Origin of the sequence: Montanilutibacter psychrotolerans (genome assembly GCF_003719825.1) — a bacterium.
Taxonomy (GTDB): Bacteria; Pseudomonadota; Gammaproteobacteria; order Xanthomonadales; family Xanthomonadaceae; genus Montanilutibacter; species Montanilutibacter psychrotolerans.
Genome location: NZ_RIBS01000006.1, coordinates 78,695 through 99,421, shown reverse-complemented (window position 1 = coordinate 99,421; position 20,727 = coordinate 78,695). Strand labels below are relative to the sequence as shown.

The window sequence follows — 20,727 nt, the reverse complement described above, 5'->3', positions numbered from 1 at the left end:
AGGCGCGGAGGGCTTGCTCCGGGGCCTCCGCGCGACTCGGCCCCAGCGGTAAAGAAGTGTAACGCTGGTCACGTTTTCACATTCTTCACGTTTGTGCGCCCTCCCTGGCACGATCGGGATTCAGCCCCCGCGCACTGCCCCGACCGGCAAGGTGGCCAACTGCTGCATCTGCAGGTCGGCGAGCAGGCCCGGGTCGCGCCGCGCGGCCATGGCGAGGCCGTGCGCGTCGTTGCCCCAGAATAACTCGGAGCGGACCGCCAATGTCGGCACACCGTAAACCCCGGCGGCCAGTGCGGCGTCGGTGTTGGCGCGCAACGTGGCCTTGTTGGCCGGGCTGCCGATCGTGGCGACATCGACTCCCAGGCGCGCGGCGGGGTCGGCCAGCGCCGCCGGGCTGTCGCCTGCCTGGCCACGGTTCCAGATCCAGTCGAAGATCGTGTCGACCGCGCGCGCATCGCCGCCGGCGGCGATGCACAGCCGAAGCGCGGCGATCGGGTTGAACGGGTGCGCCGGCGGGAAACGCAAGGTCACCCCTTCGTTGCGTGCGATCCACAACACGTGGCGATAGGTGAAAAGCCGCTTGCCGGGAATCTCGGCCGGGCCCTTCTGACCGTGTGCATCCAGGATGGCCGCCAGCACGATCGGCACCGGCTGGACCGCTTCGTCGGCCGGCAAGGCCTTGAGCTTCTGCCAATGCAGGTAGGCGAACGGCGAGAGAAAGTCGAAATACCAGCGCGGTGCGGCATCGGTCATCGTCTGCGTCCTCCCGGGCAGGTCGCGCTCAGTGCCAGGCGCCCAGGATCAGGCCATACAGGCAGAACTGGGCGATGTGGTAACCGGCATCGATCATCCACAGTTTGAGGCTGCGCTGGGCAAAGGCGTAGTTGATGCCGAAGCTCATCGCGACGAAAAACACGCCAACCACGAAGCCCGCACCGAAGCCCTGGCCGGCGTTCGCGTCGTGGCCCAGGAACACGGCGAACATCAGCGCCGACAACAGGCTGCAGCCGAACGCGGTGGCGAAGATCCGCGGCGCGTGCGAGGGCGCGCTGGTGGGGTCGATGCCGGCTTCGCGGCACCAGGCCTTCTTGAACAACGGCCCATACCAGATGCCGCCGAGCACGAAGGCCGACACGGCTGCGGCAATCACGGCCAGCCAGTTGAGGTCGATCGGGGGCATGTTCATCGGCAGACTCCGTGGTGATGGCGGCGCGATCGCGCACGCGACGGCGGAAGCTTAGAGCCTGTTTGTTGTTCCGGCGCGGTCGAGGCGGGGTCCCGGCGCCGTCGCCGCGCGATCGGCCGGACTTGTCGCCACCGGCGGCGCGGCGGACACTCGGGCTCTGGTGGCCCGACGGTGGGGGCGTCACGCATCGTTGAAGCGGCTGCACGAACAGGGGTTGCACGGGCCCGGGCGGGAATGCCCGGTTGAACGGTTTCCGGAAGTTGCCCGACGCGGTTGGCGGGCAGGTAGTCGCGCAGCGGGTTGCGTGACCGCCGGGGGAGGAGGATGGCGTCGTTGCGGCGTTGGCGATGGTCACGGGGCGGCCGGGCAGCGTCGGCGGCCGCGCGCGTGGCATCGGCCCGGCCGTACGCGTGGCTGATCGCCTGCCTGCTGATGGTCGTGTGCCTTCCGGTCGCGGCGAACGGCCTGCAACGCATCGACCGCATCGATCCCGAACAGGCCGCACAAGCCGGCGCCGACGCCACGCGCCTGGCCGCGCTTCCGTCCACGGCCTTCGAGCCTGCACCTTCCGCAACGCAACTGTCCGGGGCCGATGCGCGCGGCCGCGGTTGGTGGCGGTTGCACCCCGTGCCCTCCGGGGACGACCGCGTATTGCTGGTCTACCACCCCTACAGCGCGCGTCTGACGGTGCTCGCGCCACCCGACTACCGTGCGCGCAGGGCCAGCATCTTCCAACCGCCCGCCCGGATTGCCCATTCGCAGCGGGCGCTGGCGTTCGACATCGACGCGCCTGGACCGATCTGGATCGGGGTGGAGGACGCGCGCTATCCGCTGCAGGTGGCGCTGCGCAGCCCGCGCGAGTACGCCGTCGAGGACCACGCGCACGTGCGCGTGCTGTGGCTGGCGCTTGGCCTGCTGATCGGCGTGGCGTTGGTCGTGCTGATGTTCTGGTCGCGCCTGCGCGAGCGCGTCTATCTGCTGTTCGCCGCCAGCCTGACCAGCCAGTTGCTGTACGTGCTGTGCTCGTACGGCGATGCCTACGTACTGCCGGGCCTGCACTGGCTGGCCCGGTTCGGGGTGGAGGGCATCTGGTTCGTCGCCACCAGCTCGACCATCCTCACGGTGCTGTTCCTGCTGGAGTTCGCGCAGCTGCGACCGCGCGTTCCGTGGCTCAGCCGGGCGCTGCTGCTGGTGGGCGGCTGGCTGCCGGGCCTGTTGCTGGTTGCGCTGGTTTGGCCGGGTCCGTCGGATCGCTCATGGTTTCCGCCGCTGGGCAACCTGCTGCTGCTGGTGGCCAACGCCCTGGCGATTCTCAGCCTGGCCGTGGCGTGGTGGCGCGGTGGGCGCCATGCGGGCTTCGTCCTGATCGCCTGGGTGCCGCTGGTGACGGTGTCCACCGCGCGTGCGGTCCAGCTCGGATCCGGCGTGCCGTTGGCGCCGTGGCTGGAGTACGGCTTGCCGGTGATGGAGGCGTTCGCCGCGCTGGTGCTGGTGCTCGGTTTGGCCGACAGGATGCTGGCGTTCCGGCGCGAGCGCGACGTCGCCCAGAACGATGCCCAGCACGACGCGCTGACCGGCGTTCTCAATCGCGCCGGCATCGAGCGCGAACTCCGGTCCGTGATCGTCACGGCGCGGCGGCAGAGGCTGCCGCTGTCGGTGCTGTTCCTCGACCTGGACCACTTCAAGCGCATCAACGACAACTTCGGCCACGCCGTCGGCGATGCCTGCCTGCGCGCGGTGGTCGCAGCGATCCGCAATGCCGATACCGATGGCCACCCGCTGGGCCGCATCGGCGGCGAGGAGTTCCTGTTGCTGCTGCCCGCGCACCACCGCCGCCATGCGCGCGACACCGCCGAGGCGATCCGCCTGGAGGTCGAGACGAGTTGCCGCGAGGTCGACGGCGCGGCAGTCGAGCTGACGCTCAGCATCGGCGTGGTGGATTGCGGCGCAGGTGACGACGCGGCCTCGCTGATCCGTCGCGCCGACGAGGCCATGTACGAGGCCAAGCACGCCGGTCGGAACCGGGTCGTGGTGGTGGACGGGCCCACCGGGTGAGGCAACGGGCCGGTCGCGAAGTCCGGCCCGTCATCGCCAAGGGCCAGGGAGGTCCCGGTCGCTCAGCGCACCGCGGGGTGCGGGTACGCCAGCGGCAGGCCGCCTTGTTCGCGAGCGGGTTGCGCGCGCAGGTAACGGTCACGCAGTTCGGTCTGACGGCTGCGCATCGGGATCGCGCGGCCGTCGAACCAGACCTGGGTTGCCACGGTGTTGACCTCCAGCGGGTCGCCGCTCCACAGCACCAGGTCGGCGCGTTGTCCCGGAGCGATCCGGCCCAGCGTCGCGCCCAGCCCGAGTGCCTCCGCCGGCACCCGCGTCAGCCCGGCCAGGGCGTCTTCCCATGGCAAGCCCGCGGCGACCGCGTTGCCGGCCAGCTGGCGCATCTTGCGCGCGTTGTGCGCGGCATCGCCGCCCTGGGTGAAGCCGACCTCGACGCCGGCCGCGCGCAGCCGCGCGGCGTTGGACATGGTAGCGCCGAGCTGGTCGAAGTCGGCCGGCAGGTTGGCCAGCGGATTCACGAACACCGGCACCCGGGCCGCGGCCAGCTGCGGGGCGAGTTTCCATGCCTCGGCGCCGCCGGCGATGGCAATGCGCACGCCGTGCCGCGCCGACCAGCGCAACAGCTGGCGGATGTCGGCCGCGCGGTGCACCGAGACCATCACGCGTCCGCCACCGCCGAGGTAGCGGGCCAGCGTGGCCCGTCCGGCAGGCGTCAGCAGGGCGGCGTTGGCGTCGACCGGGATGCGGCCGCGCGCTTCGTCGACCAGTTGGTCAAGGATCATCCATTGCGCCGCGCGCGATTCGCCGGTGAGGCCGGCGGCCGCCGCTCCCAGGTCGACGAACAGCACCCGCGCGCCGACCGGGTCGGGCCCGCCGTCCAGACGCACCGCGCCGCCCTGGCCGCCGATGATCGAGCCACCCGGCGCTGTCCCGGCGCCGAGCAGGGTCCAGCCGATGCCTTCGATGCGCGCCACCGGCACCAGCACCGACTCGGGGTTGTAGGCCAGCGTCACGTCGAACTCGGGACGCACGGTCATCTCGTGCTTGTCGCTGCCCAGGGCGAGCGAGGCGTCGGTGGTGGCGTCCTCGGCGGAGATCTCCTCCAGGCCGATGCCCGTGATGCCGCCGAACAACGCCGGCGTCAGCGGCCGGCCGTTGGCCTGGATCACCTGCGCGCCCGCCGGCGCCGCCAGCGCCGTGCCGACCGCGCTGACCTTGCCGCCGCTGACCAGCACGTCGGCGTTGCGCAGCGTGCCTTGTGTGCCGGCGGTGTGCACCGTGGCGTTGCGGATCAGCAGGTCCTGCGCCTGTGCGCCCATCGCGCACAGCGCGAGCGTCGCGACGGCCAAAGTGCTGCGGACAAGGCGGCTCATCGCACACCTCCGGAAGCACCGCCGTGGCCCAGCAGGAAGTCCGAGCTGGGCTGGCGCGAGGGATCGTTGCGATCGAACACGCGCGCACCGTCGATGTACACCTGCTCGGCCCGGGCGTAGACGCTGAACGGGTTGCCGTTCCACAGCACCACGTCGGCCATCTTGCCGGCCTCCAGCGTGCCGGTGCGATCGAGCACGCCCAGCGACTTGGCGGCATTGCCGGTCAGCCAGCGGATGGCGCGTTCGGGCGGTATGTCGATGCCGGCCAGCTGCGCGTGCGCCATCACCTTGGCCGCTTCCTGGTTGAGGCGCTGGATGCCTTCCTCCGAATCCGAATGCACGATCGCGCAGCCGTTCTCGGGGCGGTCGACCAGGGCGATGTTCTCCTGGATGCCGTCGAAGGCTTCCATCTTGAAGCCCCACCAGTCGGCCCACAGTGCGCCGCACACGTTCTCGGCGGCCAGGCGGTCGGCGATCTTGTAGGCCTCCACGCCATGGTGGAACGCGGCGACCTTGAAGCCGAATTCCTTGGCCAGGTCCAGCATCGTGGTCATCTCGTCGGCGCGGTAGCAGTGGATGTGCACCAGGATGTCGCCGTTGATCGCGCCGGCCAGCGTGTCCAGCTTGAGGTCGCGCTTGCCGCCGGTGTCCTTCTCGCTGTCGGCGGTGCCGTTGGACGACTGCCACCAGCGGCGCCGCTGCGGCTCGCTGCGCTTGGGCGTGTTCTTGCGCAGGTACTCGCTGGCATCGATGAACGCGGCGCGGTAGCCGGCCACGTTGCCCATGCGGGTCATCGGCGGCGCGTTCTTGCCGCCGTACACGCGCTTGGGATTCTCGCCGCAGGCCATCTTCAGGCCCCAGGGCGCGCCCGGGAATTTCATTGCCTGGTAGCTGGTGGCCGGCACGTTCTTGAGGGTCACCCCGCGCCCGCCGATCAGGTTGCCCGAGCCGGGCAGCACCTGCAGCGAGGTGATGCCACCGGCCAGCGCGGTCGAGAAGCCCGGGTCCTGCGGCCACACCGAGTGCTCGGCCCAGACGTTGGGGGTGACGGGCGAGACCATCTCGTTGCCGTCGGCGTGTGCGTTGACGCCGGGGCTGGGGTACACGCCCAGGTGCGAGTGGACGTCGATGATGCCCGGCGTCACCCACTTCCCGGTGCCGTCGACACGAATGGTGCCCTCTGGCGCCTGCAAACCGTTACCCACCGCGACCACCTTGCCGTCCTGCATCAGCACGTCGGCGTTCTCGAGGCGCTGGCCGGTCCCGTCGAGCACCGTGGCGTGCTCGATCAGCACCGGCGGCGAGGCGATCGGCCGATAGGTGCTCGGGTACGGGTCCTGGGCGAAGCGGGGGACCGCGCGCGTGGCGGCGGCGCTGGACGCGGCGGCACTGGACAGCGCACTGGAGCCGGCACTGGAGCCCGCACTGGAGCGGGCGGTGGCGGCACCGCACAGCAGGACGGTGGCGAACGCGGCGGCGGCCGCGACGACAGGAGCTCGAAGCATTGGTTTCCCCGGGTGGCCGCATTGCGCGACTTCCGAACCGTAGCGGCCCGGGACGGTGCTGCAAAGCCTGCCGATGGTCACGGGCCGGGCGGAGGGGAGGCCTGCGACGCCTGCCGCTACGCAAACCGCGCGCCTACCGTTAGCCTGTGAAGGCACCGCCGGGATGGCCCGGCGGTCCAAGTGCCGGGAGGGCAAGCACGCAATGAAGGACAAGAACGAGATCGTCGAAAACTGGCTGCCGCGATACACCGGCGTGCCACTGGACCAGTTCGGCGAGCACGTGCTGCTGACCAACTTCGGCGGATACTTGCACAGTTTCGCGCGCCTGACCGGCGCGACCGTGGTCGGCCTGGACCGACCGATGCCAAGCGCGACGTTCGACGGCATCACCATGATCAACTTCGGCATGGGCAGCCCGAACGCGGCGACGATGATGGACCTGCTCAGCGCGATCAGCCCCAAGGCGGTGCTGTTCCTGGGCAAGTGCGGTGGCCTCAAGCGCAAGAACCAGCTTGGCGACCTGGTGCTGCCGATCGCGGCGATCCGTGGCGAAGGCACCAGCAACGACTACCTGCTGCCCGAAGTTCCGGCGTTGCCGGCCTTTGCGCTGCAGCGCGCGGTCTCCACGATGATCCGCGACCTCAGCTACGACTACTGGACGGGCACGGTCTACACCACCAACCGGCGCGTCTGGGAGCACGACGAGGCCTTCAAGGAGCGCCTGCGGGTGATGCGCTGCATGGCCGTCGACATGGAGACGGCGACGATCTTCGCTGCCGGCTTCGCCAACCGCATTCCGTGCGGCGCGCTGCTGCTGGTGTCGGACCAGCCGATGATCCCGGAGGGCATCAAGACCGAGGCGTCCGACGCGAAGGTCAGCGCCGACTACGTCGACCGCCACATCCAGGTCGGCATCGAGGCGTTGAAGCTGATCCGCCGCCACGGCAAGTCGGTACGGCACCTGCGCTTCGACGAGTGATGCCCGGCCCCGCGGTCGGTACGACGCGGTCCTCGCGTCGCGGCGATCGATCCGATGGACCCGCCCGGCCGTGTCCCGCCGCTGGCAACGCCCGACCGGCGGCGCCAGCGGCGCGGGGTCGCGGGCTCAGCTCTCCATGCTGATCCCGACCAGCTCACCGCGGGCGTTGAAGCCCACCACCAGCAGGGTGTCGGTCAGCTGTTCGCCGATCGTGTAGTCGAACACCGCACATTGTTCCGGCGCGTGCGGATACAGCCCCACGCGCCGCAGCTGCAGGGCGCCCAGCAGCCGGGCGGCGTCGATGCGCGGCTCTGCGTCGTCGTCGCCCAGGTGCGCGGCCAGTTCGGCCGGGTCGACCTGCGCGAGGTGGTGATCGAGGTAGAAGCCGACCGGTTCGGCTTTCGGGTCGGCGGCAAAGTGGGCATGCATCGCCGCCAGCGCTTCGCGATCGAACCGCGACAGCTCGGTGGCGAACGGCGCGAGCCTGTCGAGCGTGTCGTGGTGGATCGCGAGGCCATCGCCGTTGAGGTCGAGCGCGATTTCGCGACCGCCGTGCAGCAGGCGGGTTTCCCAGTAGCCATCGGGCCCGTGGTCGATCTCGACCTGGCCGAAGGCGGGGTGATCCAGTGTCTTCATGGCGCATCCTTGTGCGGTCTGGAATGTGCGGGTCTGAACGTGCCTGTCTGAACGTGCGTGCCCGCAACCGGCAGCCTATCGACGTCCCGCGCGCTGCGGCAACTCCCGTCGGTAAGCTTGGCCTCTTTCGACACGGAGTCCGAGCATGACCCTCAAGACCTATTCCGGCAGTTGCCATTGCGGCAAGGTGCGCTTCGAGGCCGACATCGACCTTGCCGCCGGCACCGGCAAGTGCAACTGCACGATCTGCACCAAGAGCCGCAACTGGGGCGTGATCATCAAGCCCGAGGCATTCCGACTGCTCAGCGACCCGGCCGAGACTCGCGACTACCAATTCAACACCGGCTCCACGCACTGGCCGTTCTGCGCCACCTGCGGGGTGCGCACGTACGGGCAGGGCGACATTCCCCAGGTCGGTGGAGCGTTCGTCTCGGTGCAGTTGGCCAGCCTGGACGACGCCACCGCCGAAGAGCTGGCGCAGGCCCCGGTCAAGTACTCCGATGGCCGCCACGACAACTGGTGGAATGCGCCAGCTGAAACGCGCCACTTGTGACGGGGCTGGCCGCCGGCGCCCGCCGCGACCACGGGCCCCGGCGCGCTGGCTGAACGAGGCGGTGCCACGCTGTCGTGGCGCCGCGATGGACCCGCCGGTGATCGCAGTCCCTGCGATCACGGCGCGGCACACTGTGTGCCGGAACCGATGGAGTGGTCATGGAACAGCTGCTTTACCTCTGCGTCGGCGCCGTGCTGACGTGGTCCTTCTATTTCGTGCAGCGTCGTGTCGAGCGCCGCCGCACGGGCGAGATGATCGATCGCCACCAACGCCTGCTTGCGCTCAAGCAGGGGCTGGAGGAGGCGAACGTGAACCTCGACGATCTGCGCCGCTTCGAGCACCGCCTGCTCGGCAAGGCCGAGAGTGCCGCGCGCATCGCCGACAACTACTTCAGCAAGGCCGAAGTGGTCTCGCGCCAGGGCGGCGATGCGCTCGACCAGGCGGCGATGAACCAGCAGGCCAAGGACGAGTTCCGCCGTGTCGATGCGCGCTTGCGGCAGGTCTACAGGTACCTGCGCGCGCAGCTCGGTGGCGACGACCTGGCGATGTTCCAGGAAGCGCACCTGGCGTGGCTTGAATTCCGCAACCGCTATGCGCACTTCATCTCGCAGTCGTACTCCGGTGGCGCGATCCGGCCCCTGATCCACGCGGTCACGCTGGAAAGCCTGACCGCGGCATGGATCGCGGAGCTGGAAACCCAGCTCGGCGGCGATGGCAGCGACGACGACAGCGAGGAGTCCTACGATGTCCATTGAACGTTCCATCCCACCCGCGTCCCCGGCCGCGGATGCGCTGCTGCCGGCCGACGTGGTGGCCTTCTGGCGCGAGGCAGGGCCTGCGTTGTGGTTTTCCAGCGACGCGGCTTTCGACGCGCGTTGCCGCGAGCACCTGCTCGACGGCCATTGGCGCGCGGCGCGGCGCGAGCTGGAGCATTGGATGGCCGATGCGCAGGGCGCGTTGGCCCTGCTGGTCCTGCTGGACCAGGTGCCGCGCAACGTGTTCCGCGGCAGCGCCCACTCGTACGCCACCGATCCGCTGGCCAGGCACTACGCCGCACGCGCGGTGGATGCGGGCTTCGATACGCAGGTCGATCCGGCATTGCGGGTGTTCTTCTACCTGCCGTTCGAGCATTCCGAACGGCTCGAGGACCAGCGCCGTTCGATGCAGTTGCACGAAGGCCTCGTCGGCGACGAGGCCGACCGCTGGGCGCGCCTGCACCTGCAGATCATCGAGCGCTTCGGCCGCTTTCCGCACCGCAATGCGGCGCTCGGCCGACAGAGCAGTGTCGAGGAGCGCGACTTCCTCGACGGTGGTGGCTTCTCCGGCTGACGTGCCGTCCGATGCGTGACGGTGCACCGGCGCAACCGCGGCCGGGCGGGCCGGTTCGCGACGTGAGGTGACCGCCGGCTGCCGTGCCGGTCGGCCGGTCAGCCCATCGGCGGGCCGCGGATTTCGATCGGGATTTCAGGTTTTCGCCCCCGGCTTCGTATCCGGATGGCATGACGACCCATCCCACCACTCCGCCCGCCTTTTCCTCCGCGCCTCCGCCTGCGCTCCGGCCAGGCCCCGATGCGGCCATCGTCGCCAACGCCAACGCAGCAACAGACACCGCGGTCCGTACCGTCGCGCAGGTGCTCGACGCAGGCGCCGGGCGTATCGCGAACCTGCAGCGCCTGCTGCGCAGCGACGACATCCCGCTCGCGGATTGCGCCGCTCAACTCGCGGCCGCGTGCGACGCGGGCGAATTCACCGCCCTGGCCGAGCTGTTGCTGGCGGCCGACTGTCGCAGCGCGATCGAATGCGGCAGCACGCTGGCGCAGTCGGAAGGTGGGTTCGAGCTGTGCCGCGACGCCGTCAAGACGGTGCTGCTGTCGGAGGCCGCACCGACGGTGCGAGTGCCGGTCGACGCCGTCCACGGCACGCCGGTGGCGACCGGCGACATCAGCGTGTTCGCCAACGACATGCTCCACCTCGTGCTGGGACGCGGCAGCGTCACCATCGACTGCTACCGCATCGCCAGCGAGCCATCCGGCCAGCCCGCGCTGCACCGCGACGGCGCGCGCCGCACGCTCCGTTCCGGGGAGATGTTCAGCGCGATCGGATCCCGCGAGGCGGTCGAGATCGTCGCCGCCGATCCGGGTACGTGGCTGCTGCGCGTGGTGCGAAGCGAGCACGGCCCCCTGGTGCAGCATTTCGACCGGGTCACGTTGCGGCGATGCGGCACGTCGTCGGCGAACATGCACGCGAGCCGAATCGAGTTCGTGCTGGACCTGTTCAAGCGCTTCGGGCATTCCGAGGCGGCCGAGACGGTCGAGACGCTGCAATCGTCCAGCCGGTTCCACTTCGTGCGCTGGAAGGCCGTGCAGACCTTGCTGCACCTGGACTACGGGCGTGGCCAGGCCGCCCTCCAACGCGCGCTCGCCGATCCGCACCCGCAGTTGCGTCGGGCCGCGGCCACCACCCTGGCCAACCTCGAACGGGCGCAGGCGCAGGAGGGCACGACATGGCGCTGACCTGGGAGTTCGACTGCGACGACGCCATCGACTTCGCCGACGCGATCGGCCACTTCGATGCGCTCGGTACGCAGGTGCTGGAGCGGGACCTCGACCACTCGGCGCACGTGCTGCGCCGGCTGTGCAACAACCGCCGCTTCCTGGTCGAAGCGCTGCACGCGCAGTTGCAGGACATGCCCACGTTCGAACGCCTGAATCCCTACACGCCGCAAGTGTTCATGCTGCACGTGGGAGCGCATTACGCGGTGCGCGCGGCCATCTGGATGCCGCCCGCGCAGCGCCGCAGCGATGGCATCTTCGTCTACGAACAGGCGCACGACCACAACTTCGACCTGCTGACCGTGGGCTACCTCGGCCCGGGCTATCGCACGGCGTTGTTCGAGTACGACCACGCCAGTACCGCCGGTTTCGTGGGCGAAACCGTACCGGTTCGCGCGCTGGGCCAGCAGCAGTTGGCCCAGGGGCGCGTGATGCTTTACCGCGGCAGCCGCGACATCCACGTGCAGTTTCCGTGCGACGACTTTTCGATCTCGCTGAACGTGCTGTCGGCCAAGGCGAGACCCAATCGCCAGTTCGAATTCGAGCTGGCCGGCGACACCCCGACGACGCCTGCCACCCGTGCACGCATCCGTCGGGTGCTCAGCGGTCCGCAGCCGGCGATGTCCTCGCGTCTTGCCGATGCGTTGGGCGTGCCGGCCGTGCCGGCGCGGCTGCAGTACGTGGCCGATGGCGCAGCCGACAGCGCGATCAGGCTGGCGTTCGCCAAGGCGCTGGCGTCGCTGACCGGTGGCCCGAACCGCGAGCCGCCGCACGACGACGCGCGTGCGATCGATACCGACACGTGGTGACGGATTGCGGGCGACGCCCGCATGCGCGGCCCAGGGACGGGGCGCGATTCGATACAGGGAAGGCCACACCAACCTGCAAGGAGGTTTCCAGCCATGCGCAATGCAGCCCGCAATCTCGATCCCCTGATCGCCGACCTGGACGACGCCGTCGGCGTCTGCTGCGACGGCGGCAATGTCTACGGAATGATCTGGGTGTTCATCTGGTTGAGATAGCAAGTTGAATTAGGACGGCAGGCCATCGCGGCACGCCCTCGTCGTGATCGGACGACGGCGTGCTGGATGAGGCGTCGCCCGGATACCGGCCCCGTGAGGGCAGGGCCGCGGGCGCAAGACGCGAACGTGTTGCCGACGCGGCGCCGCGTTGGCCCCATGCGCCGAACCACCGCAGCCGTGCCCCGGCCGCAACCACCATCGATGCCTGCATGCCAGGCAACCATCAAAGGAGCAACACATGCATCACGACAAGCGGAGCCGACAGCTGGACGCGCTGATCGCCGACCTGGACGAACCCGTCGCCGTAAGCGGCGAGGGCGGCAATGTCACCGGCTGGCTGATCTGGTACCTGCGTTTCTTTGGCTGAGGCCGGGACCGCGCACGACCACGACCCACCATCACCGCCTGCGCGCGCAGGCGACCCAACAAAGGAAAGACCATGAAGCACTGCAACCGGGCCGGATCGCTGGACGCGTTGATCGCCAACCTCGAGGAGCCCGTCGAGGTCTGCGCCGAAGGCGGCAATGTCGTCGGCTGGCTGTTCTGGCTCTGGCGCAAGTACGGCTGAGGCCACGCCGGCCGAGGCCCATGCGGCTGAGGCAACGGCAACCTCCGGCCGGACTGCGGCCGGAGGTGTCGGGTTTGGAGAGGGAGGCGGCGCGTGACGCCGCAGCACAACTCAGTACTGCGGAACGTGCGCGTCGACGTCGCGCGACCAGGCGTCGATGCCGCCTTCGACGTTGAACACGCGGCTGAAGCCCAGGCCGCGGAAGTGCTCCGCGGCGCGCGCGCTGCGGCCGCCGTGGTGGCACAGGAACGCCAGCGCGGTGTCCTTGGGCAGGGCTTCGAGATGCGCCAACGCTTCGCCGTCGAGGGTCGAGAACGGCAGGTTGACCGACGCGATCTGGCGCTCTTCGGACGGGCGAACGTCGACCAGGGTCAGGCTGCCGGCGACGACGCGTTCGTTGGCTTCGGCGGGCGACAACGGCTGCACCTTCGGCGGAGCGTTCGGATTGTCGATCACCAGGCCACGGCCGCGCTCATCGTCGACCCAGTCGATCGACACGCCCTGGGCGCGACGCGCGGCAGGGAGGTCGAACTGCAGGCGCAGGCCCTGGGTCTCCACCGCGATCGCGGTGGCGTCGACCGGCGCGAGTTGCAGCTTGGTGTTGTGGCGCGCGTCGACTTCGACCTGCACGGCATAGCCGTCTCCGGCGTTGGCCACCGCGTCACGCAGCATCTGCGCGGCGGCGTCGCTGACGGTGATCGCCGGCGGCGTGCGGTCCGGTGCGGGCAGGCCGAGCGCGGTGTGCAGCTCGCCGGAATTGGCCATCTGCTCGATGATGTCGCTGCCGCCGACGAGATCGCCGCCGATGTACAGCTGCGGGATCGTCGGCCACTCGCCGTAGACCTTGATGCCTTCACGGATTTCCGGGTCCGACAGCACATCCACGTGGGCGTAGTCGATGCCCAGTCCGGCGAGCGCGCCGACCGCCTTGGCGGAAAAGCCGCATTGCGGCGCGGCCGGCTCGCCCTTCATGAACAGCACCACGCGATTGGACTGGAGCAGGGTTTCGATGCGCGTGCGCAGGGCAGGGTCGAGCGACATGGCGATGGTCCGCAGGTTTCCGGGGGAGGCCCAGTTTAGCGCGTGGCATCATCGCGGCATGCCTGCCCCCGCCTTGCACCGTCCGCCGCGCCGCCCGCATGCCTGGGCCGGTTTCTTCATCGCCTCGCAGCTGGCGGTCGCGGCGTTGTGGTGGTGGCAGGGCTGGCGTTGGGGCCTGCCGGCGATGCTGGCCTCGCACTTGCCGTTCCTGTGGGCGACGTTGGTGCCTGGCTCGCGCCTGTTCAGCCCGGTGCTTACGCGCCTGCCGACCCGTGGACGCGCGGTGTGGCTGACCATCGACGACGGCCCATCCGATGACACCCTGGCGATGCTCGACCTGCTGGATGCGCACCGCGCGAAGGCCACCTTCTTCGTGGTCGGCGAGCGTGCCGCGGCGCGGCCGCAGCTGGTGGGCGAGATCGCCCGGCGTGGACACGGCATCGGCAACCACAGCTGGTCGCACCCGTCGGGGCGGTTCTGGATGCTGGGTCCGGCCCGCATGCGCGACGAGGTGGCGCGCACCCAGCAACTGCTGGCCGGGCTAACCGGCGAGCCGCCGCGCTGGTTTCGGGCGGTGGTGGGCATGGCCAACCCGTTCGTCGCCGCAGCGCTGAAGCCGCATCAGCTGGCGCGCGTGGCGTGGTCGGCGCGCGCCTTCGACGCGGTGGCTGCCGAACCGACAACGGTTGTCGCGCGGATCGAGCGTGACCTGGCGCCCGGGGCGATCGTGCTGATGCACGAGGGCGCCGCGCATGGGCGCAACGTCGAGGCGATGGCGATGCTGCTGGATCGCCTGGACGCCCTGGGCTATCGCGCATTGCTGCCCGAGGGCCTGGAGGCGGACGTCGCGCCAGCCGCCCACGCCGCGATGGCGACGGGCGTCGACTGAGGCCGCGCCGGGACTGCGCGCGCCAGGCGTCGCCGGACGCCCTGCAGGCCGCCGGATTCCGAATCCCCTGCCGGCGTGAGACATTCCATGCCCCGCCCGTTGTGCAACGTGCCGCCGGACCCCACTCATGAAGCCATCCCTCCTGCTTGCCGCCGTCCTGATGACCCTTTCCAGCCAGATCCCCGCCACGGCCGCCGATGCCGTCACCGCCACGCCGCCCGATGCTGCGAAGAAGCCGCATGTGGTCCGCGCGCCGCATGGTGCGCATCGCAACGACGAGTACTACTGGCTGCGCGACGACACCCGCAAGAACCCCGAGATGCTGGCCTACCTCGAGGCAGAGAACGCCTTCGTCGACGCGAAGATGGCGCCGCTCAAGCCGCTCGAGGACCGCGTGTACGACGAGATCGTCGGCCGCATCAAGCAGGACGACAGCTCGGTGCCGTACCGCGAGCGCGGCTGGTGGTACTACTCGCGCTTCGAGACCGGGCAGGACTACCCGATCTACGCACGCCGCGAGGGCAGCATGGAGTCGGCCGAGCAGGTGATGCTCGACATCAATGCGATGGCCGCCGGCAAGGATTACTTCAGTGTCGGCGACTGGGCCGTGACCCAGGACAACCGCGTGCTGGCCTGGGCCGAGGATGATGTCGGTCGTCGCCAGTACACCGTGCGTTTCAAGGACATCGCCACCGGCGAGGTGTACGCCGACCGCATCGAAGGCGTGTCGCCGAACCTGGTCTGGGCCGACGACAACCGCACCGTGTTCTACGTCGAGAACGACCCCGAGACGCTGCTGACCGTGCGCGTGAAGAAGCACGTCCTGGGCACGCCCACCAGCGACGACGTGCTGGTCTACGAAGAGCACGACGACAGCTTCTACATGGGCATCGAGCGCACGCGCGACGACCGCTTCGTGTGCATCGGCGTCGAGAGCACGGTGTCGTCGGAGGTGCGTTGCACGCCGGCCGCCAACCCGGGCGAGTTCACCGTGCTGGCGCCGCGCGAGCGCGATGTCGAGTACGACGCCGACCACCTCGACGGCCGTTGGGTCATCCGTACCAACGCCGGCGGCGCGCGCAACTTCAAGCTGATGACCGCACCCAGCGATGCGACCTCGCGCGAGCAGTGGCAGGAGTGGATCGGCCACCGCGACGACGTTTTCATCGACGGCTTCGAGCTGTTCGACGGCTTCACCGCGGTCGGCGAACGTTCCGGCGGCCTGGAGCGCCTGAGCCTGCTGCGCGGCACGCCGGGCCAGGCCAGCCCGTCCAGCGAGTACGTCAAGGCCGATGAGCCGGCCTACAGCATGGGCCTGGAGACCAACTCCGAACCCGACAGCGAGTGGCTGCGCTACAGCTACACCTCGTTGACCACCCCGGCCACCACCTACGAGCTCGACACCCGCACCGGCGAGCGTCGCCTGCTCAAGCAGCAGCCGGTGATCGGCTACGACACCACGCAGTACGTGACCGAACGCCTCTGGGCGACCGCGCGCGACGGCACCCGTGTGCCGGTGTCGATCGTCTACAAGCGGGGCTTCGAGAAGAACGGCAAGGCCGCGTTGCTGCAGTACGCGTACGGCAGCTACGGCTCGTCGATGGACCCAGGCTTCAACCTGCCAGTGGTGAGCCTGCTCGATCGCGGCATGGTCTATGCCATCGCACACATCCGCGGTGGCCAGGAGATGGGCCGCAGCTGGTACGAGGACGGCAAGCTGCTGCACAAGAAGAACACCTTCACCGACTTCATCGACGTCACCGACTACCTGGTGCAGCAGGGCTACGCGGCCAAGGATCGCGTTGCCGCGTACGGCGGCAGCGCCGGCGGACTGCTGATGGGCGCGGTCAGCAACATGGCGCCCGAGAAGTACCGCGTGGTGCTGTCGCAGGTGCCGTTCGTCGACGTGGTCACCACGATGCTCGATGCCAGCATCCCGCTGACCACCAACGAGTACGACGAGTGGGGCAATCCGGAGGAAAAGAAGTACTACGACTACATGCTGACCTACTCGCCGTACGACAACCTGCGCGCGCAGGATTATCCGGCGATGTTCGTGGGCACCGGCCTGTGGGATTCGCAGGTGCAGTACTTCGAGCCGGCCAAGTACGTCGCGCGCCTGCGTGACCTCAACACCTCCAGCCGCCCGGTCCTGTTCCGCACCAACATGGAGGCCGGCCACGGCGGCAAGTCGGGCCGCTTCCGCCGCTACCGCGAGCTGGCCGAGATGTACGCGTTCACGCTCGATCAGCTCGGCGTGACACCTGCTGCCGGCATGGCGCCCGCGGCCGAGTAAGCCAACGCATCGGCGGGTTGCGTGCCAGGCACGCGCCCGCCGGGCGATCACCCACGATCGGCGTCCACGACATACTGCGCAGCATGGCGCCTCCTTCCGACGTTTCCCGTCCACCCCGCCCGAGTCGCCTGCGATGGGCCTGGTGGCTGCTGGCCTACGCAAGCCTGGGCCTGGGCATCATCGGCATCGTGGTGCCGGGCCTGCCGACCGTGCCGTTCGTGCTGCTGTCGGGATTCGCCGCCGCGCGCGGCTCGCGGCGCCTGCACGACTGGCTGATGGCGCACCGCGTGTTCGGTCCGATGCTGCGCGACTGGCAGGCGCACGGTGCGGTCAGCCGACGGGCCAAATGGCTGGCCACGACGATGATGGCGGCCTGCGCGGTGGTGATGTTCCTGACCGCGCCACGCCTGTGGATGGCGGCCATCGGCACCACGATCATGACGCTGGTGGCGATCTGGCTGTGGGCGCGGCCTGAGCGGCCGGCCAACGCGGGGCGATGAGCGTCGCGAAGGGCCGCCGTCGCGGGCTACACTTCGGCGCATGAAGACCCGCACTGCATTGCTGATGATCGCGTTGTCGCTGGCGCTGGCCGCCTGCGGCAACAAGGGCCCGTTGATGCTGGCCACCGAGCCGCCGCCGCCCGAGAGCGCCCCGACCCGCGCCGGCGAAGTCCCGGTCGAGGCCGGCACGCCCTCGGACGCGCCGTTGGTGGCGCCCGCGCCCGGCGCTCCGGTTGCCGAGCCTGCCACGGACGAGCCGGCCACCGACGCACCCATCGACGTCGATCCGCCCGCGGACGACGGCGCGGATGACTGAACCGGCGCGCCGCACCACGGCGGCAGCCGGGCTGGCGATGTCCCCGATGACGTTCAGCAAGATGCACGGCGCAGGCAACGACTTCGTCGTGCTCGACCTGCGCGGCGGTGTCGCTCCGCCCGATGCCGCGCTGTGCCGGGCACTGGCCGACCGCCACCTCGGTGTCGGCTGCGATCAGATCCTGACCATCGAAGCCCCGCGCAGCCACGGTGCGGTGGCCAGCTACCGCATCTGGAATGCCGACGGTTCGTCGTCGCAGCAATGTGGCAACGGCGCGCGCTGTGTCGCCGCCTGGCTGGTGCGCGACGGCGCGGCGGTGGAGGGCGCGTCGGACGACGGCGCGTTCGTCCTGGACAGCCCGGTGGGCGCACACGCCGTGACGCGATTGGCCGATGGCCGTTACGAAGTCGCGATGGGCGTACCGGAGTTCGTTCCCGGGCGCATCCCGCTGCACGGTTTCGACACGGCGCAGCCGGACTACACGCTCGATCTGGACGGCATCGGTCCAGTCGCATTCGGTGCGGTGTCGATGGGCAATCCGCACGCGTTGGTGCTCGTCGACGACGTCGACAGCGCCGATGTCGTCGGGCTGGGTGCACGTCTCCAGTCGCACGCCGCGTTTCCGCAATCGGTCAACGTCGGTTTCGCGCAGATCCAGTCGCGTGGGCGCATCCGCCTGCGCGTGTACGAACGCGGCGTCGGCGAAACCCTGGCCTGCGGCAGCGGTGCGTGCGCGGCGGCTGCGGTGCTGATCCGGCGCGGGCTGGTTGATCGCGCGGTGGCCGTCGCCCTGCCGGGCGGCGAGCTGCGCATTTCCTGGCCCAGCGACGACGCCCAGGTGGCGATGGCGGGGCCGGCGGCATTCGTCTTTGAAGGAGAGTGGCAGGCATGATCGACAAAACCGACGCGCTGGGTGCGCACGAGGTCGCCGCCTGGTTGCGGCGCACGCCGCGCTTCCTGCAGCAGTTCCCGGACCTGGCGATGACGCTGGTGGTGCCGCGCGACGAGGGCTCGGCAGCATCGCTTGCCAGCTACCAGCTGGAAGTGCTGCGAGAAAAAAACCGCGAGCTCAACCGCCGCCTGCACGACCTGTTCGGCAACGCCCAGGAGAACGAGCGGCTGTCGGTGCGGATCCACCAGCTGACGTTGGCGCTGATGCGCCAGAACACCGCCGCCGACACCGTGCGCGCGTTCGCGGCCAGCCTGGCCGAGGACTTCAATGGCGAGCTGGTGCGCGTCGTGCTGTTCGCGCCGATCTCGGGCCTGGCCGATGCGGACTGGCTGCAGATCATCGACCCCGCCGATGCGCGCCTGCAGGCCTTCCGCGATTGCCTCGTCGACGGCGAGCCGCTGTGTGGCAGGTTGAACGCCGACAAGCACGAATTGCTCTACGGCATGCACGCGCCCGACGTGCAGTCGAGCGCGTTGCTGCCATTGCCCGGCCTGGGCCTGGTGGCGATCGGCAGCCGCGACGGCAATCGCTTCTTCCCGGGGATGGGCACGTTGTTCCTGCGCATGATCGGCGAGTCGCTGGTGACGGCGCTGGCCAGGTATGCGCGCTGAGCGCACGATGGCACTGAAGCGGCCCGGCGACATCCGGGCCTGAGCCGGGAGTGATTGCGTGATCCCGCCGTCGATCGAGGATTTCCTGGCCCACCTTGCCGTCGAGCGGCGCGCCTCGGCGCACACGCTCGACGCGTACCGCCGCGATCTCACCGCGCTGTCCGAGTGGACGTCAGCGCAAGGCATCGACCTGCTGGCGCTGCACGCCGAGCAGCTGCGCGGCTTCATCGCCGCCGAGCACCGCCGCGGGTTGTCGCCAAAGAGCCTGCAGCGACGGCTGTCGGCGTGCCGCAGCCTGTACGCCTGGCTGCTCAAGATGGGCCGGGTCGCCGCCAGTCCGGCCGCGGCCATCCGCGCACCGAAGGCGCCGCGCAAGCTGCCCCAGGTGCTGGATCCGGACGAGGCCAAGGTGCTGGTCGAGGTTCCCACCGATGTGCCGCTGGGGTTGCGCGACCGCGCGCTGCTGGAGTTGTTCTATTCCTCCGGGGTGCGCCTGAGCGAGCTGTGCGCGTTGCGCTGGCGTGACCTGGACCTGGCCGACGGCCTCGTCACGGTGCTGGGCAAGGGAGGCAAGCAGCGCAGCGTGCCGCTGGGTTCGCACGCACGCGCGGCACTGGCCGAGTTTCGCGCGTCCACCGGCGCGGACAACGCGCTGCCGGTGTTCCCCGGGCGCGGCGGCGGGCCGATCACGCCGCGCGCCATCCAGCTGCGCATGCGCACGCTCGCGCAGCGCCAGGGCCTGTTCAAGCGGGTGCACCCGCACCTGCTGCGGCACTCGTTCGCCAGCCACATCCTCGAATCCTCTGGCGACCTGCGCGGCGTGCAGGAACTGCTCGGCCACGCCGACATCGCCACCACGCAGATCTACACCCACCTGGATTTCCAGCACCTGGCCCGCGTCTACGACGCCGCCCATCCGCGCGCCAGGCGCAAGTCGTAACGCCGCCGCAACCGGCACCGCTTGCCGCGCACAGCCGGGCCCGGCATTGGCTCCCGACGTTGCCCGCCGGTGAACCCCGACGAAGGTCACCCTTGCGCCGCGTGGTCGCGCCCCCATCCATGGATTTCGAACCCCGGAGGTCGCATGGACCCGAGCAAGAACCCCACCGTTTTCCACGCAACCACCATCGTATCGGTGCGTCGCGACGGCCGCGTCGCGGTGGCCGGCGACGGCCAGGTGACGCTTGGCCACACGGTCATGAAGTCCAACGCGCGCAAGGTGCGCCGGCTGGGCCGCGACGGCCAGGTGCTGGCCGGATTCGCCGGTGCCGCAGCCGACGCGTTCACGCTGTTCGAGCTGTTCGAGGCCAAGCTCGAGAAACACGGCCAGCTGACCCGCGCCGCGGTCGAGATGGCCAAGGACTGGCGGACCGAGCGCCGCTTCGGAAAGCTCGAGGCGTTGCTGGCGGTGGCCGATCGCGAAACCTCGCTGGTGATCAGCGGCACCGGTGACGTCATCGAGCCCGAGGACGGCATCGTGGCGATCGGCTCGGGCGGCATGTACGCGCTGTCGGCCGCACGCGCATTGATGGCGCACACCCAGCTCGACGCACGCACCATCGCCACCGAGGCGATCAACATCGCCGGCGACGTGTGCATCTACACCAACCGCAACGTCGTCGTCGAGGAGCTGTAGCACCGCGCGGTCGAGCGCGCGCGTGGCAGCGGATGCGGCGCATCCGGTTGCCCACCG

The 20,727-nt window shown here is 69.7% G+C and carries 23 protein-coding genes; 17 read left to right on the top strand and 6 right to left on the bottom strand.

Features of this window, described 5'->3' with window-relative positions; translation table 11 throughout:
* Nucleotides 1–120: 120 nt before the first annotated feature.
* Nucleotides 121–753, bottom strand: coding sequence for a 2-hydroxychromene-2-carboxylate isomerase (locus EER27_RS13240; RefSeq protein WP_123088600.1), 633 nt, complete (start codon nucleotides 751–753; stop codon nucleotides 121–123).
* A 28-nt stretch (nucleotides 754–781) separates the two neighbouring features.
* Nucleotides 782–1,186 carry a DUF1761 domain-containing protein gene (locus EER27_RS13235; protein ID WP_123088599.1) on the bottom strand — a complete coding sequence of 135 codons (405 nt, stop codon included), beginning with the start codon at nucleotides 1,184–1,186 and terminating at the stop codon, nucleotides 782–784.
* Between the two features lie 387 nt (nucleotides 1,187–1,573).
* Between EER27_RS13235 and EER27_RS13230 the strand changes: the two genes are divergently transcribed.
* Nucleotides 1,574–3,241 carry a sensor domain-containing diguanylate cyclase gene (locus EER27_RS13230; protein ID WP_190285795.1) on the top strand — a complete coding sequence of 556 codons (1,668 nt, stop codon included), beginning with the start codon at nucleotides 1,574–1,576 and terminating at the stop codon, nucleotides 3,239–3,241.
* A 62-nt stretch (nucleotides 3,242–3,303) separates the two neighbouring features.
* Here the strand turns inward: EER27_RS13230 and EER27_RS13225 are convergent, their stop codons facing one another.
* Both EER27_RS13225 and EER27_RS13220 read right to left on the bottom strand, forming a co-directional pair.
* Nucleotides 3,304–4,614 carry an amidohydrolase family protein gene (locus EER27_RS13225; RefSeq protein WP_123088597.1) on the bottom strand — a complete coding sequence of 437 codons (1,311 nt, stop codon included), beginning with the start codon at nucleotides 4,612–4,614 and terminating at the stop codon, nucleotides 3,304–3,306.
* Nucleotides 4,611–6,119, bottom strand: a complete 1,509-nt coding sequence (locus EER27_RS13220; protein ID WP_123088596.1) for an amidohydrolase — start codon at nucleotides 6,117–6,119, stop codon at nucleotides 4,611–4,613. Before EER27_RS13220 ends, EER27_RS13225 begins: the two co-directional genes overlap by 4 nt.
* A 202-nt stretch (nucleotides 6,120–6,321) precedes the next feature.
* Between EER27_RS13220 and EER27_RS13215 the strand changes: the two genes are divergently transcribed.
* On the top strand, nucleotides 6,322–7,098 hold the full coding sequence (locus EER27_RS13215) for an AMP nucleosidase (protein WP_123088595.1): 777 nt from the start codon (nucleotides 6,322–6,324) through the stop codon (nucleotides 7,096–7,098).
* Nucleotides 7,099–7,224: 126 nt separating this feature from the next.
* Here the strand turns inward: EER27_RS13215 and EER27_RS13210 are convergent, their stop codons facing one another.
* Complete coding sequence (locus tag EER27_RS13210; RefSeq protein WP_123088594.1) at nucleotides 7,225–7,734, bottom strand: DUF2004 domain-containing protein; 510 nt, start codon at nucleotides 7,732–7,734, stop codon at nucleotides 7,225–7,227.
* A 145-nt stretch (nucleotides 7,735–7,879) separates the two neighbouring features.
* Here EER27_RS13210 and EER27_RS13205 point away from each other — a divergent pair, with 145 nt between their 5' ends.
* The 7 genes from EER27_RS13205 (at nucleotide 7,880) to EER27_RS17455 (ending at nucleotide 12,429) form a co-directional block, all read left to right on the top strand.
* On the top strand, nucleotides 7,880–8,287 hold the full coding sequence (locus EER27_RS13205) for a GFA family protein (protein WP_123088593.1): 408 nt from the start codon (nucleotides 7,880–7,882) through the stop codon (nucleotides 8,285–8,287).
* A 158-nt stretch (nucleotides 8,288–8,445) separates the two neighbouring features.
* Nucleotides 8,446–9,042, top strand: coding sequence for a lysozyme inhibitor LprI family protein (locus EER27_RS13200; RefSeq protein WP_123088592.1), 597 nt, complete (start codon nucleotides 8,446–8,448; stop codon nucleotides 9,040–9,042).
* A complete protein-coding gene (locus tag EER27_RS13195; protein WP_123088591.1) occupies nucleotides 9,032–9,616 on the top strand; it encodes a DUF924 family protein in 585 nt (194 codons plus the stop codon). The genes EER27_RS13200 and EER27_RS13195 overlap by 11 nt, the downstream gene beginning before the upstream one ends.
* 170 nt (nucleotides 9,617–9,786) lie before the next feature.
* A complete protein-coding gene (locus EER27_RS13190; RefSeq protein ID WP_123088590.1) occupies nucleotides 9,787–10,800 on the top strand; it encodes a HEAT repeat domain-containing protein in 1,014 nt (337 codons plus the stop codon).
* Nucleotides 10,791–11,648 carry a hypothetical protein gene (locus tag EER27_RS13185; RefSeq protein WP_123088589.1) on the top strand — a complete coding sequence of 286 codons (858 nt, stop codon included), beginning with the start codon at nucleotides 10,791–10,793 and terminating at the stop codon, nucleotides 11,646–11,648. The genes EER27_RS13190 and EER27_RS13185 overlap by 10 nt, the downstream gene beginning before the upstream one ends.
* Before the next feature lie 451 nt (nucleotides 11,649–12,099).
* Nucleotides 12,100–12,228: a hypothetical protein gene (locus tag EER27_RS17460; protein WP_263316939.1), complete on the top strand. Its 129-nt coding sequence runs from the start codon at nucleotides 12,100–12,102 to the stop codon at nucleotides 12,226–12,228.
* Nucleotides 12,229–12,300: 72 nt separating this feature from the next.
* Nucleotides 12,301–12,429: a hypothetical protein gene (locus EER27_RS17455; protein WP_263316938.1), complete on the top strand. Its 129-nt coding sequence runs from the start codon at nucleotides 12,301–12,303 to the stop codon at nucleotides 12,427–12,429.
* 111 nt (nucleotides 12,430–12,540) lie between these two features.
* Here the strand turns inward: EER27_RS17455 and grxD are convergent, their stop codons facing one another.
* Nucleotides 12,541–13,470 carry a Grx4 family monothiol glutaredoxin gene (gene grxD / locus EER27_RS13180; protein WP_123088588.1) on the bottom strand — a complete coding sequence of 310 codons (930 nt, stop codon included), beginning with the start codon at nucleotides 13,468–13,470 and terminating at the stop codon, nucleotides 12,541–12,543.
* A 58-nt stretch (nucleotides 13,471–13,528) separates the two neighbouring features.
* Between grxD and EER27_RS13175 the strand changes: the two genes are divergently transcribed.
* The 8 genes from EER27_RS13175 (at nucleotide 13,529) to hslV (ending at nucleotide 20,670) form a co-directional block, all read left to right on the top strand.
* Nucleotides 13,529–14,359: a polysaccharide deacetylase family protein gene (locus EER27_RS13175; protein ID WP_123088587.1), complete on the top strand. Its 831-nt coding sequence runs from the start codon at nucleotides 13,529–13,531 to the stop codon at nucleotides 14,357–14,359.
* A gap of 127 nt (nucleotides 14,360–14,486) precedes the next feature.
* On the top strand, nucleotides 14,487–16,655 hold the full coding sequence (locus EER27_RS13170) for a S9 family peptidase (protein ID WP_190285794.1): 2,169 nt from the start codon (nucleotides 14,487–14,489) through the stop codon (nucleotides 16,653–16,655).
* A gap of 83 nt (nucleotides 16,656–16,738) precedes the next feature.
* Entirely contained in the window at nucleotides 16,739–17,155 is a 417-nt protein-coding gene (locus EER27_RS13165; RefSeq protein ID WP_123088585.1) for a YbaN family protein, read from the top strand.
* Nucleotides 17,156–17,195: 40 nt separating this feature from the next.
* Entirely contained in the window at nucleotides 17,196–17,471 is a 276-nt protein-coding gene (lptM, locus tag EER27_RS13160) for an LPS translocon maturation chaperone LptM (protein ID WP_123088584.1), read from the top strand.
* Entirely contained in the window at nucleotides 17,464–18,363 is a 900-nt protein-coding gene (gene dapF, locus EER27_RS13155) for a diaminopimelate epimerase (protein ID WP_190285793.1), read from the top strand. The genes lptM and dapF overlap by 8 nt, the downstream gene beginning before the upstream one ends.
* Entirely contained in the window at nucleotides 18,360–19,034 is a 675-nt protein-coding gene (locus EER27_RS13150; protein ID WP_123088583.1) for a DUF484 family protein, read from the top strand. The genes dapF and EER27_RS13150 overlap by 4 nt, the downstream gene beginning before the upstream one ends.
* 58 nt (nucleotides 19,035–19,092) lie before the next feature.
* The gene (xerC, locus tag EER27_RS13145; protein WP_123088582.1) at nucleotides 19,093–19,974 is read left to right on the top strand and encodes a tyrosine recombinase XerC; all 882 of its coding nucleotides are present in this window, start codon (nucleotides 19,093–19,095) and stop codon (nucleotides 19,972–19,974) included.
* Nucleotides 19,975–20,118: 144 nt separating this feature from the next.
* Entirely contained in the window at nucleotides 20,119–20,670 is a 552-nt protein-coding gene (gene hslV, locus EER27_RS13140) for an ATP-dependent protease subunit HslV (RefSeq protein WP_123088581.1), read from the top strand.
* The last annotated feature ends 57 nt before the right edge of the window (nucleotides 20,671–20,727 follow it).

Coding starts and splice junctions, on each gene's coding strand:
- EER27_RS13240 (WP_123088600.1), bottom strand. CDS start 753: ATGACCGATGCCGCACCGCGCTGGTATTTCGACTTTCTCTCGCCGTTC.
- EER27_RS13235 (WP_123088599.1), bottom strand. CDS start 1,186: ATGAACATGCCCCCGATCGACCTCAACTGGCTGGCCGTGATTGCCGCA.
- EER27_RS13225 (WP_123088597.1), bottom strand. CDS start 4,614: ATGAGCCGCCTTGTCCGCAGCACTTTGGCCGTCGCGACGCTCGCGCTG.
- EER27_RS13220 (WP_123088596.1), bottom strand. CDS start 6,119: ATGCTTCGAGCTCCTGTCGTCGCGGCCGCCGCCGCGTTCGCCACCGTC.
- EER27_RS13215 (WP_123088595.1), top strand. CDS start 6,322: ATGAAGGACAAGAACGAGATCGTCGAAAACTGGCTGCCGCGATACACC.
- EER27_RS13210 (WP_123088594.1), bottom strand. CDS start 7,734: ATGAAGACACTGGATCACCCCGCCTTCGGCCAGGTCGAGATCGACCAC.
- EER27_RS13205 (WP_123088593.1), top strand. CDS start 7,880: ATGACCCTCAAGACCTATTCCGGCAGTTGCCATTGCGGCAAGGTGCGC.
- EER27_RS13200 (WP_123088592.1), top strand. CDS start 8,446: ATGGAACAGCTGCTTTACCTCTGCGTCGGCGCCGTGCTGACGTGGTCC.
- EER27_RS13195 (WP_123088591.1), top strand. CDS start 9,032: ATGTCCATTGAACGTTCCATCCCACCCGCGTCCCCGGCCGCGGATGCG.
- EER27_RS13190 (WP_123088590.1), top strand. CDS start 9,787: ATGACGACCCATCCCACCACTCCGCCCGCCTTTTCCTCCGCGCCTCCG.
- EER27_RS13185 (WP_123088589.1), top strand. CDS start 10,791: ATGGCGCTGACCTGGGAGTTCGACTGCGACGACGCCATCGACTTCGCC.
- EER27_RS17460 (WP_263316939.1), top strand. CDS start 12,100: ATGCATCACGACAAGCGGAGCCGACAGCTGGACGCGCTGATCGCCGAC.
- EER27_RS17455 (WP_263316938.1), top strand. CDS start 12,301: ATGAAGCACTGCAACCGGGCCGGATCGCTGGACGCGTTGATCGCCAAC.
- grxD (WP_123088588.1), bottom strand. CDS start 13,470: ATGTCGCTCGACCCTGCCCTGCGCACGCGCATCGAAACCCTGCTCCAG.
- EER27_RS13175 (WP_123088587.1), top strand. CDS start 13,529: ATGCCTGCCCCCGCCTTGCACCGTCCGCCGCGCCGCCCGCATGCCTGG.
- EER27_RS13170 (WP_190285794.1), top strand. CDS start 14,487: ATGAAGCCATCCCTCCTGCTTGCCGCCGTCCTGATGACCCTTTCCAGC.
- EER27_RS13165 (WP_123088585.1), top strand. CDS start 16,739: ATGGCGCCTCCTTCCGACGTTTCCCGTCCACCCCGCCCGAGTCGCCTG.
- lptM (WP_123088584.1), top strand. CDS start 17,196: ATGAAGACCCGCACTGCATTGCTGATGATCGCGTTGTCGCTGGCGCTG.
- dapF (WP_190285793.1), top strand. CDS start 17,464: ATGACTGAACCGGCGCGCCGCACCACGGCGGCAGCCGGGCTGGCGATG.
- EER27_RS13150 (WP_123088583.1), top strand. CDS start 18,360: ATGATCGACAAAACCGACGCGCTGGGTGCGCACGAGGTCGCCGCCTGG.
- hslV (WP_123088581.1), top strand. CDS start 20,119: ATGGACCCGAGCAAGAACCCCACCGTTTTCCACGCAACCACCATCGTA.